At 65.3% G+C, this 13,195-nt stretch carries 14 protein-coding genes, 1 tRNA gene and 1 pseudogene; 11 read left to right on the forward strand and 5 right to left on the reverse strand.

What is annotated here, in order from left to right; genetic code table 11:
• The first annotated feature begins 141 nt into the window (after positions 1-141).
• The 4 genes from WHZ77_RS02135 (at position 142) to WHZ77_RS02150 (ending at position 2,743) form a co-directional block, all read left to right on the forward strand.
• Positions 142-215, forward strand: a tRNA-Gly gene (locus WHZ77_RS02135).
• A 165-nt stretch (positions 216-380) separates the two neighbouring features.
• Positions 381-842 (forward strand): GNAT family N-acetyltransferase, encoded by a 462-nt coding sequence (locus WHZ77_RS02140; RefSeq protein ID WP_375314880.1) that lies wholly within the window; start codon positions 381-383, stop codon positions 840-842.
• 65 nt (positions 843-907) lie between these two features.
• Complete coding sequence (locus tag WHZ77_RS02145; protein WP_375314881.1) at positions 908-1,888, forward strand: aldo/keto reductase; 981 nt, start codon at positions 908-910, stop codon at positions 1,886-1,888.
• A 3-nt stretch (positions 1,889-1,891) separates the two neighbouring features.
• Positions 1,892-2,743 (forward strand): amidohydrolase family protein, encoded by an 852-nt coding sequence (locus WHZ77_RS02150; protein WP_375312178.1) that lies wholly within the window; start codon positions 1,892-1,894, stop codon positions 2,741-2,743.
• Between the two features lie 61 nt (positions 2,744-2,804).
• Here WHZ77_RS02150 and WHZ77_RS02155 read toward each other — a convergent pair whose 3' ends face one another.
• The 3 genes from WHZ77_RS02155 to WHZ77_RS02165 all read right to left on the reverse strand — a co-directional run bounded on the left by WHZ77_RS02155 (position 2,805) and on the right by WHZ77_RS02165 (position 5,521).
• The gene (locus WHZ77_RS02155; protein ID WP_375312179.1) at positions 2,805-3,170 is read right to left on the reverse strand and encodes a nuclear transport factor 2 family protein; all 366 of its coding nucleotides are present in this window, start codon (positions 3,168-3,170) and stop codon (positions 2,805-2,807) included.
• Between the two features lie 205 nt (positions 3,171-3,375).
• Positions 3,376-3,726 (reverse strand): RidA family protein, encoded by a 351-nt coding sequence (locus WHZ77_RS02160; RefSeq protein ID WP_015689125.1) that lies wholly within the window; start codon positions 3,724-3,726, stop codon positions 3,376-3,378.
• Between the two features lie 136 nt (positions 3,727-3,862).
• Positions 3,863-5,521 carry an FAD-binding dehydrogenase gene (locus WHZ77_RS02165; protein ID WP_375312180.1) on the reverse strand — a complete coding sequence of 553 codons (1,659 nt, stop codon included), beginning with the start codon at positions 5,519-5,521 and terminating at the stop codon, positions 3,863-3,865.
• A gap of 266 nt (positions 5,522-5,787) precedes the next feature.
• Here WHZ77_RS02165 and WHZ77_RS02170 point away from each other — a divergent pair, with 266 nt between their 5' ends.
• The 5 genes and pseudogenes from WHZ77_RS02170 (at position 5,788) to WHZ77_RS02190 (ending at position 10,023) form a co-directional block, all read left to right on the forward strand.
• The gene (locus WHZ77_RS02170; protein ID WP_375312181.1) at positions 5,788-6,312 is read left to right on the forward strand and encodes a hypothetical protein; all 525 of its coding nucleotides are present in this window, start codon (positions 5,788-5,790) and stop codon (positions 6,310-6,312) included.
• A 106-nt stretch (positions 6,313-6,418) separates the two neighbouring features.
• A complete protein-coding gene (locus tag WHZ77_RS02175; RefSeq protein WP_015689122.1) occupies positions 6,419-6,613 on the forward strand; it encodes a hypothetical protein in 195 nt (64 codons plus the stop codon).
• Positions 6,614-6,637: 24 nt separating this feature from the next.
• Positions 6,638-7,228, forward strand: coding sequence for an SCO family protein (locus tag WHZ77_RS02180; protein ID WP_375312182.1), 591 nt, complete (start codon positions 6,638-6,640; stop codon positions 7,226-7,228).
• A 92-nt stretch (positions 7,229-7,320) separates the two neighbouring features.
• A pseudogene (locus tag WHZ77_RS02185) lies at positions 7,321-8,230 on the forward strand (transporter substrate-binding domain-containing protein).
• A 149-nt stretch (positions 8,231-8,379) separates the two neighbouring features.
• Positions 8,380-10,023: a lysine--tRNA ligase gene (locus tag WHZ77_RS02190; protein WP_375312183.1), complete on the forward strand. Its 1,644-nt coding sequence runs from the start codon at positions 8,380-8,382 to the stop codon at positions 10,021-10,023.
• Between the two features lie 16 nt (positions 10,024-10,039).
• Here the strand turns inward: WHZ77_RS02190 and WHZ77_RS02195 are convergent, their stop codons facing one another.
• Both WHZ77_RS02195 and WHZ77_RS02200 read right to left on the reverse strand, forming a co-directional pair.
• Positions 10,040-10,792 carry a carbonic anhydrase gene (locus WHZ77_RS02195; RefSeq protein WP_375312184.1) on the reverse strand — a complete coding sequence of 251 codons (753 nt, stop codon included), beginning with the start codon at positions 10,790-10,792 and terminating at the stop codon, positions 10,040-10,042.
• A gap of 130 nt (positions 10,793-10,922) precedes the next feature.
• Positions 10,923-11,576 (reverse strand): helix-turn-helix transcriptional regulator, encoded by a 654-nt coding sequence (locus WHZ77_RS02200; protein ID WP_375312185.1) that lies wholly within the window; start codon positions 11,574-11,576, stop codon positions 10,923-10,925.
• A gap of 180 nt (positions 11,577-11,756) precedes the next feature.
• Here WHZ77_RS02200 and WHZ77_RS02205 point away from each other — a divergent pair, with 180 nt between their 5' ends.
• Positions 11,757-12,101 carry a DUF952 domain-containing protein gene (locus WHZ77_RS02205; RefSeq protein WP_375312186.1) on the forward strand — a complete coding sequence of 115 codons (345 nt, stop codon included), beginning with the start codon at positions 11,757-11,759 and terminating at the stop codon, positions 12,099-12,101.
• A complete protein-coding gene (locus WHZ77_RS02210) occupies positions 12,098-13,195 on the forward strand; it encodes a quinone-dependent dihydroorotate dehydrogenase (protein WP_375312187.1) in 1,098 nt (365 codons plus the stop codon). The genes WHZ77_RS02205 and WHZ77_RS02210 overlap by 4 nt, the downstream gene beginning before the upstream one ends.

The following is a 13,195-nucleotide window of genomic DNA, read 5'->3' on the forward strand; positions in this document are numbered from 1 at the left end:
AGACATGCGATCATAACACCGCCACAATCCGGCGCACCCAAAATCTTACCGGGACGTTAACAACTGTCCGGCCGGGGGCGCCAAACCGCTTGGCGCGCGACGCCGTCTCGGCTAATCAGGACGAGCGTGAGCCGCGCATCCGCGGGCGTAGTTCAATGGTAGAACGGCAGCTTCCCAAGCTGCATACGAGGGTTCGATTCCCTTCGCCCGCTCCAAGGCTCTCAAAATCCCGATCGCTGCATCCGAGCTACGCTCGCTTCCCGCTGGTTTGCGAGGCCAGATTTCCAATATATTGGCTTCTGGCTCCCGGCGTTCGGCGCGGCACATCTTCCGCTGGTCGTGCGGGACGCCGACCGAAACCCCGAAGTGAAGCCGTGACGATGCAGATCCGCACCGGCGATACCTTCGATCCGCGCGTCATTGCGCTGCTCGAACATCACGTCACGGCTGCGCGCGCGCAGACGGCGCCGGGCAGCGCGCATGCGCTCGATCTGGCCGGCCTGCGCGCGCCCGACATCGCGTTCTGGACGGGATGGGACGGCGAGACGCTGGTCGCCACCGGCGCACTGAAGACGCTTTCGGCCGATCATGGCGAGGTGAAGTCGATGCACACGCTGCAGACCACGCGGCGGCGCGGCTTCGGTGGCCAGATGCTCCGTCATATCATCGCTGAGGCTCGCGCGCGCGGCATGTCGCGGCTCAGCCTGGAGACCGGCTCGTGGGAATATTTCAAGCCCGCTCATGCGCTCTATCGGGCCCATGGCTTCGTCCCCTGCGGGCCGTTCCAGGGCTATGTCGAGGATCTCAACAGCCTGTTCCTGACGCTCGACCTTAGCAGCTGAACTCGCGCTCGTCGTCGTGACGGTGCTATGTTCGCGCGAAATGGCTTGAAGAAAGGACCATGGGAATGAAACGCGCGCGGCTCGCGAATGGGCTCGACGTCACAGCGATCGGCCTCGGCTCCGCACCGCTCGGCGGATTGTTCACCCCTGTCAGCGATGCCGACGCGGAAGCGACCATCGAACGGGCGTGGACGGCGGGCATTCGCTTCTACGACACCGCGCCGCTCTACGGCTTCGGCCTGGCCGAACGGCGGCTGGGGACTTTCCTGCGGCAGCAGCCGCGCGATTCCTATGCCATCTCTACCAAGGTCGGCCGCCTGCTGCGCGCGCCCGATGGTGCGGCGGCCGAAGACGATTATTACAAGAGCGGGCAGCGCGAGCGGCCCGTGTTCGACTTTAGCTATGACGGTGTGATGCGTTCGGTGGACGAAAGCCTGGGCCGTCTCGGGCTCGACCGCGTCGACGTCCTGCTCGTGCACGATCCCGACGACTACTATGACGACGCCGTTGGCGGCGCCTTCCGCGCGCTGCAGCGTCTGCGCGATGACGGCACGGTCAAGGCGATCGGCGCCGGCATGAACCAGTCGGAGATGCCGGTCCGATTTGCCGAGACTGTGCCGGTCGACTGCTTCCTGCTCGCCGGCCGCTACACGCTGCTCGACCAGGGCGCGCTGGATGCGCTGTTTCCGGTCTGCACGGCGAAGCACATCGGCATCCTGCTCGGCGGCATCTACAACAGCGGCATCCTGGCCAATCCGCACACGGGTGCGAAGTTCAACTATCAGGACGCCGATGCGACGCTGATCGCGCGGGCGCTCGAACTGGATGAGCTCTGCCGCAGGCACGGCAACGAGCTGAAGGCCGCCGCGCTCCAGTTTGGCATGGCCCATCCGGCAGTCACGGTCGCCGTTATGGGCGCGCGCAACGTCGCCGAAATCGCCGACAACATCGCGATGTCGCAGACGACGGTGCCGCAAGCCTTCTGGCAGGAACTGCGTGCGCGAAACCTCGTCGACGCACGCGCGCCGCTGCCGGGCGGGGCATAAGCCATGATCATCGACGGCCACCAGCATTTCTGGGACCCCGCGCGCGCCGACTATCCCTGGATGGATGCGCCCGAGCTGGCGCCGATCCGCCGCAGCTTCGGTCCCGTCGATCTCACGCCGCTCCTCAAAGCGAACGGCATCGACGCCAGCATCGTGGTGCAGTGCCGTTCCTCGCTGGAGGAGACCGAGGAATTTTTGCGCATCGCGCATGCGACGCCCTCCGTCATCGGGGTTGTCGGCTGGGTCGATCTGACCGATGGCGCGCTCGGAGATACGCTCGATCGATTGCGGGCCTCGCCCGGCGGCGACAAGCTCGTCGGCATCCGTCATCAGGTCCACGACGAGGCCGATCCCGATTGGCTGTTGCGTCCGGATGTGCAGCGCGGCCTCACGGCGGTACTCGCCCGCGATCTCACCTACGATTTCCTCGTGCGCTCTCGGGAGCTGCCCGCCGCGATCGCAACGGCGCAAGCCTTTCCGCAAGCGCGTTTCGTGCTCGACCACGTCGCCAAACCACCGATCGCCGATGGCGGAAGCGTCGAATGGTCCGACCGCATCGCGGCGTTAGCTGCCTGCGGCAACGTCTGGTGCAAAATCTCGGGGCTCGCGACGGAAGCGAAATGGAATGATTGGGATGCGGAGCGGCTGTTTCCGTTCGTCGCGCATGCCGCGCAATGTTTCGGCGAGGATCGCCTGATCTTCGGCTCGGACTGGCCGGTTTGCCTTTTGGCGGGAAGCTATTGCGAGATCAAGGATGCGCTGGAGGCGTGTCTGGCGAAACTGGGTGCGCAGGTGCGCGAGAAGGCGTTTGGTGCGAATGCGCAGGCTGCGTATCGGCTGGCGATGGCAAGTTAACGCGAGGCGACGGACTGGTCTTACCCTCCCCTGGAGGGCCCTCCAGGGGAGGGTAAGGACCTCACGCGCCGGCGGGCACCTGGTCCAGGAATCCCGTCACGCTCCTGATACGTCCGTCCTTCAGCACGGCAAAATCCGTCCCCTTGATCGGGCTGTCGACACCATCGGGACCGAGACCCCAACTGAAGCGCACATGGTCGCCGTAGCCGTTGGGCTCGCCGATCAGCTTGAACCTGAAGTCGGGAAAGCGCTGCTGGACGCCCGCGATCAGCGCGTCGATGCCGTCCGGGCCGTCGCCCTTCATCAGGGGATCGACATAGCTCGCATCAGCGGTCCAGGTTTCACTCAGCAGCTCGCGGCGGCGGCCGGCTGCACGCTCGTTCCAGAGGTCGATGTAGCGGTGGGCGATGGTGATGTGGTCGGTCATGGGGTGCTCCTTCGATGGCGCCGTGATGTTCGGCTGACCGTCACTATCGAAGGTTCACGCGCGCTGATCGATTACCTCGGAGGTCATGCGCATGATCCGGGAAAGTGTGCAGCGTTTCCCGACAAGATCATGCGACAACAAGAAAATCTGAAGCGCAATGATATTTCATCGCGCTTCAGATGCGCGTGAATAGCTTTGCGCAAAATTACTTCGCCGCGGTGACCATGATCTCGACGGTGTACTGCGCCGCGGCCAGCTTGGCTTCGACGGTGGCACGGGCCGGGGTGTTGCCGGGCGAGACCCAGGCGTCCCACACCGCGTTCATCTCGCCGAAGGTCTTCATGTCGGTGATGTAGATCGTGGCAGAGAGCAGCTTCGACTTGTCGGTGCCGGCCTTGGCGAGATGGCTGTCGATGGTCGCCAGGATGTCCTGGGTCTGCTTCGTCACGCTTTCGCCGGCCGCCTTGTTGGCGACGACGCCGGCGAGATAGACGGTGTTGCCGTGCACGACGGCCTGGCTCATGCGCGGGCCGGTTTCGAAACGCTGAATGCTCATTTGGGATCTCCTGGTGGAATGGCGGCCCTGTCTAGCCCAGTGCTCCGCGCTCTGCCACCCCGGGCACGCATGCGTGCCCGGGCATGCATGCGTCGCTTACTGAAATCGGCTGGAGGGGGCCACATTGCCGCACGCCTCACCCCACCGCTTTCGCCGCCGCGCGGCCCGCATTGCGGCCGGAGAACAGGCAGCCGCCGAGGAAGGTGCCTTCCAGCGAGCGATAGCCGTGCACGCCGCCGCCGCCGAAGCCCGCGGCTTCGCCAACCGCATAGAGGCCGGGAATGACGCTGCCCTCGCTGCCGAACACGCGCGAGTCGAGATCGGTCTCGAAGCCGCCCAGCGTCTTGCGGGTGAGGATGTTGAGCTTGACCGCGATCAGCGGTCCCTGCGCGGGATCGAGGATGCGGTGCGGCGCGGCGGTGCGGATCAGCTTGTCGCCGATATAGCGCCGCGCATTGTGGATGTTCATCACCTGCGCATCCTTGACGTAGGGGTTGGCGATCTCGCGGTCGCGCGCCTCGATCTGCATTCTGATGTGCTCGAGCTTGAGGAGGTCGCTCCCGGCGAGCTTGTTCATGGCGGCGACGAGATCGTCGATGTTGTCCCGCACGATGAAGTCGACACCATGGCTCTTGAAGGCCTCCACCGGCGCCGGTGCGCCCTTGTTGGTGGCGCGGCGCAAGGTCATGCGCCAGCTCTTGCCGGTCAGGTCGGGATTTTGCTCCGATCCCGACAGTGCAAATTCCTTCTTGATGATGCTCTGGGTCAGGATGAACCAGGAATAATCGTAGCCGGTCGACATGATGTACTGGAGCTGGCCGAGCGTGTCGGAGCCGGGGAACAGCGGCGCCGGCAATCGCGTGCCCGTGGCGTCGAACCACATCGAGGATGGACCTGGCAGGATGCGGATGCCGTGGCGCGGCCAGATCGGATTCCAGTTCTGGATGCCTTCGACATAATGCCACATGCGGTCGCGGTTGATCAGCCGGGCGCCTGATTTTTCGGTGATGCCGATCATGCGGCCGTCGACATGCTCGGGCACGCCGGAGATCATGAGCTTTGGCGGCTCGCCGAGCCGCTTCGGCCAGTTTTGCCGCACCAGCTCGTGATTGCCGCCGATGCCGCCGGACGCCACGACCACCGCCTGCGCCTTCAACGCAAATTCGCCGACGACATTGCGCGACGAGCTCTTGCCGCGCTCGATCGGGTCAGGCGCGAGGACGGCGCCGCTGACGCCATCCACCGTGCCATTGGTGATGGAGAGGGCATCGACGCGATGGCGGAACTTGAAGGTCAGGCGGCCGCTCTTCATAGCCTCGCGCGCGCGGCGCTCGAACGGCTCGACGATGCCGGGCCCGGTTCCCCAGGTGACGTGAAAACGCGGCACCGAGTTGCCGTGGCCCATCGCGTCATAGCCGCCGCGCTCGGCCCAGCCGACCACGGGGAAGATGCGATGGCCCATCGCGCGCAGCCAGTCGCGCTTCTCGCCGGCGGCGAACGCCACATAGGCCTCGGCCCATTGGCGCGGCCAGAAATCCTCGTCGCGGTCGAAGCCGGCGGTGCCGAGCCAGTCCTGCATCGCGAGATCGTAGGAGTCCTTGATGCCGAGCCGGCGCTGCTCCGGCGAATTGACCAGGAACAATCCGCCGAACGACCAGAAGGCCTGGCCGCCCAGCGACTGTTCGCCTTCCTGGTCGACCACGACCGCGCGCTTGCCGGCATCAGTGATCTCAGTCGCGGCCACCAGTCCCGACAGGCCTGCACCGACGACGATGACATCAGTCTCTTCAGCCATGCGCGTTTCCCCCTTCATGGTTCCCCCCGCAGTTGCCCGGGATTGAAGCCAGCGGTTGCAATTGAGATCAAGAGTGCGGTGCGTAACACACCGTTAACTTGTTCCAGTTTGGGACCGGAACGGACGGAGTGCAGCGCGGACGCAACACTGGATTTGAATTTGTTTTGAGCGAGCCGGCGCGCCTAGACAAAACCGCGGTTACGACAGACCCTAGCAGGGCATCACCACCTGACACGCAGATTCGAATTCGACTGGGGCGGGGGACAATGAAGGTTCTGACGGGGTTGCTCGCGGCGGTTCTCCTGATCGTGGGCATGGGGACTTCTCAGGCGGTGGTTCGGATCGCGGATGACCGCGGCGGCCGGATCGGAACCTACGTCGACAAGTACCAGGACCTGCGCCAGTCCGGTGACACCGTCATCATCGACGGACTCTGCGCCTCGGCCTGCACCATCGTCCTCGGCGCCATCCCGCACGACCGCATCTGTGTGACCTCGCACGCGACGCTGGGCTTCCACGCCGCCTGGGACTTCGGCACCAACGGCCGCGCCGTCACCAACACCGAGGCGACGCAGATGCTCTATGCGATGTACCCGTCGCAGGTGAAACGGTGGATCAACCAGCGCGGCGGCCTCACCCCGCACATGCTGTTCCTGAAGGGCAAGCAGCTTCAGGCCATGTACAAGCCCTGCTACCTGGACGCGCAGGCCTCGGCCAACAAGCCCGCCTCGCCCCGGCCTGCTCCGAAAGTGGAAGAGCTGGAGTCCGCTCGGGGCCAGTTGCTTCGCTGAGACTGTCAGCATGACGTGATCCCTGGTCCGCCCGTGGCGCTTGCCCGCGGGCGGGCTGAAGCCTATTTGAAGGGCAGGAACCGCGGCCTTCGCCCCGATAATTGTCATGGCTCAACCACTGCACCCCACCCATCCGGTACAGGACAATTCGCCCACTGCCGGCCGGCTGCCGCTCGTGCTGCTGTCGGCTGGCGCTGGAGTCGGTGGGCTGGTCGTGCTCGGCGCACTGGCGCTGTGGTTCCACTATGGCAGCCAGGTGTTCTTCGAAATGATCAGGACCGGCTTTGCCGCCTGCTTCTGACCCGCGACAGGAAGTTTTCCGCTCATGAGTTCAGCCGCCCGTCCGCTGGTGATCGCGACCGCCTTCGCCGCAAGCCTCATCGTCGGGCTGCTGCTCGTGTTCTGGACCATGGGCGGGGTCAGCAAAGTGGCGCAGCCGGCCGCGATCGGGGGACCGTTCCAGCTCACCGACCAGCACGGCAAGACCGTCACCGACAAGAACCTGAAGGGCAAGCCGACCCTGATCTTCTTCGGCTACACCCATTGCCCCGACGTCTGCCCGACCTCGCTGTTCGAGATCTCGGAGGTGCTGCGCGCGATGGGCAAGGACGCCGACAAGGTCAATGCCGTCTTCATCTCGGTTGACCCCGAGCGCGATACACAGGCCGCGATGAAGGACTATCTGTCGAGCTTCGACCCGCATCTCGAAGGCCTTAGCGGCGATCCCGATGCGATCGCCAACGTCATCAAGTCCTACCGGGTCTACGCCAAGAAGGTCCCGACCAAGGACGGCGACTACACCATGGACCACACCGCGCTGATCTATTTGATGGACCGCGACGGCCGGTTCGTCTCGCCGTTCAACCTGAAGCGGACGCCGGAAGAGGCGGCGGCAGACCTGAAGCGGTATCTCTAGGCCCCACCCTTAGCCGCAATCGGCGCTCGCGTTCCCGGGCGGATGGTCTATAACGCCCTCCGATCCCAACGAAATTCGTTCATTTCCCGCCGATGGCCCCGTCGCGACAGGCAAAATCGACCAAAACCGTGCGCCGCGTCATGCTCAGCCTGGCCGCCGGCGCTTGCCTGCTTTCGGGACTGCCCGCCGCCGAGGCCCAGGCCCCGGCCAGGCAGCCTCCGGCGGCTCCCCAGGCCGCGCCGCAGGCGGTGCCCGGCTTCTGGGACCCACGTCGGCGGCCGGAGCGGCCGGACCTGTCGCGGCTGACCGTGATCCGCTTCCTGACCGAGACCGACTATCCGCCGTTCAACTACACGGGCGCCGACGGCAATCCGGCCGGATTCCGTCGATCTGGCCCGCGCGTTGTGCGAGGAGATCAAGGTCACCTGCACGGTGCAGATGCGCCGCTTCGAGACGCTGGTCGATGCGCTCAGCTCCAACCGGGGCGATGCCATCATCGCCTCGATGGCGGTGAGCCCGCAGCTCCGCGCCCGCGTCGACTTCACCGATCCCTATTACCGCGTGCCGGCGCGCTTCGCCTCGCGCAAGGACGCCGTGATGCCGGAGATCCGGCCCGAATATCTCGAAGGCAAGAAAGTCGGGGCGATCGCCGGCTCCGCACATGAGGCCTATCTGAAGGCGATGTTCACCGACGCCGAGTTGCACGGCTATCCCAATGACGACGCGCTCCGGAGCGCTTTGCGCAAGGGCGAGGTCGATTTCATCTTCGGCGACGCCATCTCGCTGGCGTTCTGGATCAACGGCACGGATTCCGGCGATTGCTGCGCCTTCTCCGGCGGCCCGTTCGTCGAGAGCCGCTTCTTCGGCGAAGGCATCGGCATCGCCGTCCGCAAGGGCAACGACGTGCTGCGCCAGGCCCTGAACTGGGCCCTGTTCCGCGTCTGGGAAAAAGGCCGCTACACCGATCTGTGGCTGCGGTATTTCTCGGTGAGCCCGTTCTAACCATCGATCGTCATTCCGGGGCGCGCGAAGCGCAAACCCGGAATCTCGAGATTCCGGGTTCGACGCTCACGCATCACCCCGGAATGACGATCAGAACCATTTTTGCATTCTGCCCGGAAATCGCTATTTTCCGCGGCCCGGAGGCCCTGATGTCCGTACTCGATCTTGCCGCTAGCCCGAGCGACCTTCGTGCGCTCGCCGAACAATCCAACGCCTGGCCGTTCGAGCAGGCGAAGGCCATTGTCGCGCGGCTGAAGAAAAGCCCCAAGGACGAGGTGCTGTTCGAGACCGGCTACGGTCCGTCCGGCCTGCCGCATATCGGCACGTTCGGCGAGGTCGCGCGCACCTCGATGGTGCGCCACGCCTTCCGCGTGCTGACCGAAGACAAGATCAAGACGCGCCTGCTTGCCTTCTCCGACGACATGGACGGGTTTCGGAAAGTGCCCGACAACGTTCCCAACAAGGAGATGCTGGCCGCGCATCTTGGCAAGCCGCTGACGCGGGTGCCGGACCCGTTCTCCAACGAGTATCCGTCGTTCGGCGCGCACAACAATGCGCGCCTGCGCGCCTTCCTCGATCATTTCGGCTTCGACTACGAGTTCGCGAGCTCGACCGACTATTATACGTCCGGCCGCTTCGACGCGACGCTGCTGAAGATGTTAGCTGCCTACGACAAGGTGATGGCGATCATCCTGCCGACGCTCGGTCCGGATCGCCGTGCGACCTATTCGCCGTTCCTGCCCATCAGCAAGACCACGGGTGTCGTGCTGCAGGTGCCGATGATCCGTCGCGACGTCGCAGCCGGCACGGTGACCTATGTCGATCCTGACACCAACCAGGAGGTCGAGACCCCGGTGACCGGCGGCAACGTCAAGTGCCAGTGGAAGGCCGACTGGGCGATGCGCTGGGTCGCGCTCGGCGTCGACTACGAGATGGCCGGCAAGGATCTGATCGACTCCGTGAAGCTGTCCGGTGCGATCGCCAGGGCGCTCGGCGGCACGCCGCCCGAAGGCTTCAACTACGAGCTCTTCCTCGACGAGAAGGGCCAGAAGATCTCGAAGTCGAAGGGCAATGGCCTCACCATCGACGAATGGCTGCGCTACGCCTCGCCGGAATCGCTGTCGCTGTTCATGTATCGCGAGCCGAAGGCGGCCAAGCGGCTGTATTTCGACGTCATCCCGCGCAACGTCGACGACTACCAGCAGTTCATCGACGGCTTCGCCAAGCAGGACGGCAAGCAGCAGCTCGGCAATCCGGTCTGGCACGTCCACAGCGGCCATCCGCCGAAGGGCGACATGCCCGTCACCTTCCAGCTCCTGCTCACGCTGGTGTCGTCGTCGAACGCGGAGAATGCCGAGACGCTGTGGGGCTTCATCGGTCGCTACCGCCCCGGCGTGAGCCCGCAGACGCATCCAAAGCTCGATGCGATGGTCGGCTACGCCATCAACTATTACCGCGACTTCGTCGCGCCGACGAAGCAATTCCGCGAACCGACCGAGGTCGAGCGCGCCGCGTTGCAGGATCTGCGCGATGCGCTGTCGCAGCTGCCGCAAGACGCAACGCCAGAGGACATCCAGAACGTGGTCTACGAGATCGGTCGCCGTGAGCCGTTCCTCGATCAAGTCAAGAAGGGCAAGGACGGCCGGCCGGGCGTGACGCTCGACTGGTTCAACATGCTCTACCAGGTGCTGCTCGGCCAGGAGAAGGGGCCGCGTTTCGGCTCCTTCGTGGCGGTGTACGGCGTCCAGAACGCGGTGAACATGATCGACGGCGCGCTGGCGCGGAGCGCGTAGGATCTGCTGCGGCCGCTCAGATCGAGCGCAGCACGTAGCGCCGGTTGTCCTTCTGCACCGGGCGCGCGTTCATCGGATAGAGTTTTGCGAACGCCGCGACGTCGGCCGCCGACACCTGGACCGGGGTGGTCAGCAGCAGCCATTCGACCACTTCGGAGCAGGGCGGCGTGGTCAGCGAGCCGGGATAGCGGAAGTAGCTGAGCCTCGTGGGCAGCATGCCGTGGAGATCGATGCCCGCGTCGGCTTTCACCGCGGGCCCTTCGGCCGCCGGCATGGTCTTGACGATCTTGCTGAAGGCCGCGTTCGGCCTGCCCTCGGCCATCAGTACGCCGACCACCGCGAGACCGCCGGCATCGTTGCGATGGACGAAATGCGCCTCCATCGGAAAATTCCTGCCGCCGATCATGTGCTCGCTCGGCCGATGGAAGTGCACCTGCAGCAGCTTGTACTTGACGTCGCCGAGCGTGAGCGTGCTGCCTTCGGCGAAGTTGAGCTGGATGGTATGCCCGTTGTTGACGATGGTGTCGGCGCTCTTGCCCCAGCTCAGCTTCAGCGCGGGCAATTGCGATTTGACCGCCGCTTCGATGTCGATCGGCGATTGCTGCAGGCCGACCGCGCAGGCCTTGTTGGCCGCATCGAGATCGCCCCATTTGGCCGGGGCGCCGGCGCCCTCATAGCTCCAATGCGCGCCTTCGGCGGCAAAGGCCGGCTTGCAAACTGGGCAAAGGGCGAGGCCCGCGAGGGCTTTCAATGCGTGACGGCGATTCATCATTTTCCCCCTGCGATGAATTTGATCGGCAATGCGCGCGCGCAACCTAGGCGAGGGGGCTGGTGAGTCGCAAGGTCGCCGGGGCGAGATGTCGCGCGGCCGGCAGTGTCATGCTCCGGCTACGCTGCAATCACTGGCTTGCCCACACGATGCGCGCGATCCAGCCGACGTCGTTCGCCGCGATCGTGCGCCCGGACTGCGCCGCTTCGAGCGGCTGCAATTCCAGCACCTTGGCGGTGCGTCGCTTCAACGTCGCGATCGTGACTTCGCCCGCTTTGGTCTTCACCACCACGCGATCCCCTTTGCGGATCGGCGCGCGGGGCGAGACCAGGATGATGTCGCCGCTGCGATACACCGGCGCGAGCGCGTCGCCGGAGATCTCCAGCGCAAAGATGTGGCTGTCCTCGTCGGTGGGAAGCGCAGTCTCGGTCCAGCCCTTGCCGGAGGGACGGCCTTGCTCGTCGAAGGCGCCGCTCGCGCCGGCCAGCGCGAAGTCGAGCAGCGGCAGCGAACGGCCGTCGCCTGAATCGTCGCCGACCAGTCTGGCAAAGGTGTCGAGCGCGTCGCCGGTCGCCGCCAGCGCCTTGGCGATCGATTCGGTGGAAGGCCAGCGCTCGCGGCCGTCGGCGGTGACGCGCTTGGATCGGTTGAAAGTAGTGGGATCGAGCCCGGCGCGCCTGGCAAGACCGGACGGCGACAGGCCGGCACGCTCCGCCAGCCGATCCAGCGCGACCCAGATCTGGTCGTGAGAGAGTATCCTCTGCGCTTTGGCCTGCCTGACCATGAAAGGTCCAGCCCGTCGCAACTCAGGAAAACTGTCCTCAAATCAACCGGTTTTCCGTTTCCCGTGCAAGGGGCGGCTCTAACTCTTGAGTTCAGGGGGAGCCGCCTTTACGGTCGCGCCCGGGTTTCAAGACCCGCAAGAGACGAAAAAACCCGGGAAATTCAAAGGGCTCCGCAAGCGGTGGTCAAGATCTACAAAATCTGTCCGGCCTCGGCCTGGCGCGAGGCGGAACGGCAGGGTGTTTACCTCGGCAGCGAGGACGATTCGCGCGACGGTTTCATCCACTTGTCGACCGCCGCTCAGGTTCCAGAGACCTTGCGCAAGCATTATTTCGGCCAGCGGGCGCTGTTCCTGGTCGAGGTCGACGGCGATGCGCTTGGCGGCGAATTGCGCTGGGAGCGCTCGCGCAACGAGGAGCTGTTTCCGCATCTCTATGGCGAGCTCGATCTTGGCGCGGTGCTCTCGGTGATGAACCTCAACATGCGCTCCGATGGCGGCCACGACATTCCGGAGCTTCTGCCGTGATCCGCGCCTTCGACGCTTTTTCGCTTCCGGTGCTGCGCTGGCTCGATCCGGAGGATGCGCATCGCCTCGCGATCCAGGGCCTGCGCTTCCTGCCGCCGGGCAAGCCGCGCGCCGACGACCCCAAGCTCGCGGTGCGCGCCTTCGGGCTCAACTTCCCCAATCCAATCGGCATGGCCGCGGGTTTCGACAAGAGCGCGGAGGTGCCGGACGCGCTGCTGCGGCTCGGTTTCGGCTTCGTCGAGATCGGCTCGGTGACGCCGAAGCCGCAGGCCGGCAATCCGCGGCCGCGGCTGTTTCGCCTCGAGCGCGACGAGGCCGTCATCAACCGCATGGGCTTCAACAATGACGGCGCCGAAGTGGTGCTGCGCCGGCTTGCCGCGCGCGCGCAGCACGGCGGCATCGTCGGCGTCAATGTCGGCGCCAACAAGGATTCAGCCGATCGTGTCGCCGACTACGTCAGGCTGATCGAGACCTTTGCGCCGGTGGCGAGCTACTTCACCGTCAACGTCTCCTCGCCGAACACGCCGGGCCTGCGCAATCTGCAGGAAGGCGCGCTGCTCGACGATCTCCTCGGGCGCGTGATCGACGCACGCGAGCGGGTGCGCCAGAAGGCCGGCGACACGCCGGTGCTGCTCAAGATCGCGCCGGATCTGAGCCTCGCCCAGCTCGACGACGTCGTGCAGGTGGCGCGGTCGCGCCGGGTCGACGGCATGATCGTCTCCAACACGACCATCGCGCGGCCGAGCACGCTGCGCGAGGACACGCGCGCCAAGGAGCAGGGCGGCCTGTCCGGCCGGCCGCTGTTCCGCCTGTCGACGCGCATGGTTGCAGAGACCTATGTACGCGTCGAAGGCGCATTCCCCCTGATCGGCGTCGGCGGCGTCGATTCCGGCGGCGCTGCGTTGACGAAGATTCGTGCGGGCGCGAGCCTGATCCAGCTCTATTCGTCGCTGGTCTACAAGGGCCTCGGTCTCGTCGACGAGATCAAGCGCGACCTGACCTCGACGCTGCTGCGCACGGGACGCGATTCCCTGTCGGAGATCGTCGGCGCGGATGCGGCGACGCTGACGGCGGAAGACTGGCCGGGGATGTGA

It is taken from the genome of Bradyrhizobium sp. A5 (assembly GCF_042076515.1).
Lineage (GTDB): Bacteria > Pseudomonadota > Alphaproteobacteria > Rhizobiales > Xanthobacteraceae > Bradyrhizobium > Bradyrhizobium cosmicum.

Excerpts from the sequence above, each read along its gene's own strand:
- WHZ77_RS02140 (WP_375314880.1), top strand. The coding sequence starts at position 381 with ATGCAGATCCGCACCGGCGATACCTTCGATCCGCGCGTCATTGCGCTG.
- WHZ77_RS02145 (WP_375314881.1), top strand. The coding sequence starts at position 908 with ATGAAACGCGCGCGGCTCGCGAATGGGCTCGACGTCACAGCGATCGGC.
- WHZ77_RS02150 (WP_375312178.1), top strand. The coding sequence starts at position 1,892 with ATGATCATCGACGGCCACCAGCATTTCTGGGACCCCGCGCGCGCCGAC.
- WHZ77_RS02155 (WP_375312179.1), bottom strand. The coding sequence starts at position 3,170 with ATGACCGACCACATCACCATCGCCCACCGCTACATCGACCTCTGGAAC.
- WHZ77_RS02160 (WP_015689125.1), bottom strand. The coding sequence starts at position 3,726 with ATGAGCATTCAGCGTTTCGAAACCGGCCCGCGCATGAGCCAGGCCGTC.
- WHZ77_RS02165 (WP_375312180.1), bottom strand. The coding sequence starts at position 5,521 with ATGGCTGAAGAGACTGATGTCATCGTCGTCGGTGCAGGCCTGTCGGGA.
- WHZ77_RS02170 (WP_375312181.1), top strand. The coding sequence starts at position 5,788 with ATGAAGGTTCTGACGGGGTTGCTCGCGGCGGTTCTCCTGATCGTGGGC.
- WHZ77_RS02175 (WP_015689122.1), top strand. The coding sequence starts at position 6,419 with ATGGCTCAACCACTGCACCCCACCCATCCGGTACAGGACAATTCGCCC.
- WHZ77_RS02180 (WP_375312182.1), top strand. The coding sequence starts at position 6,638 with ATGAGTTCAGCCGCCCGTCCGCTGGTGATCGCGACCGCCTTCGCCGCA.
- WHZ77_RS02190 (WP_375312183.1), top strand. The coding sequence starts at position 8,380 with ATGTCCGTACTCGATCTTGCCGCTAGCCCGAGCGACCTTCGTGCGCTC.
- WHZ77_RS02195 (WP_375312184.1), bottom strand. The coding sequence starts at position 10,792 with ATGAATCGCCGTCACGCATTGAAAGCCCTCGCGGGCCTCGCCCTTTGC.
- WHZ77_RS02200 (WP_375312185.1), bottom strand. The coding sequence starts at position 11,576 with ATGGTCAGGCAGGCCAAAGCGCAGAGGATACTCTCTCACGACCAGATC.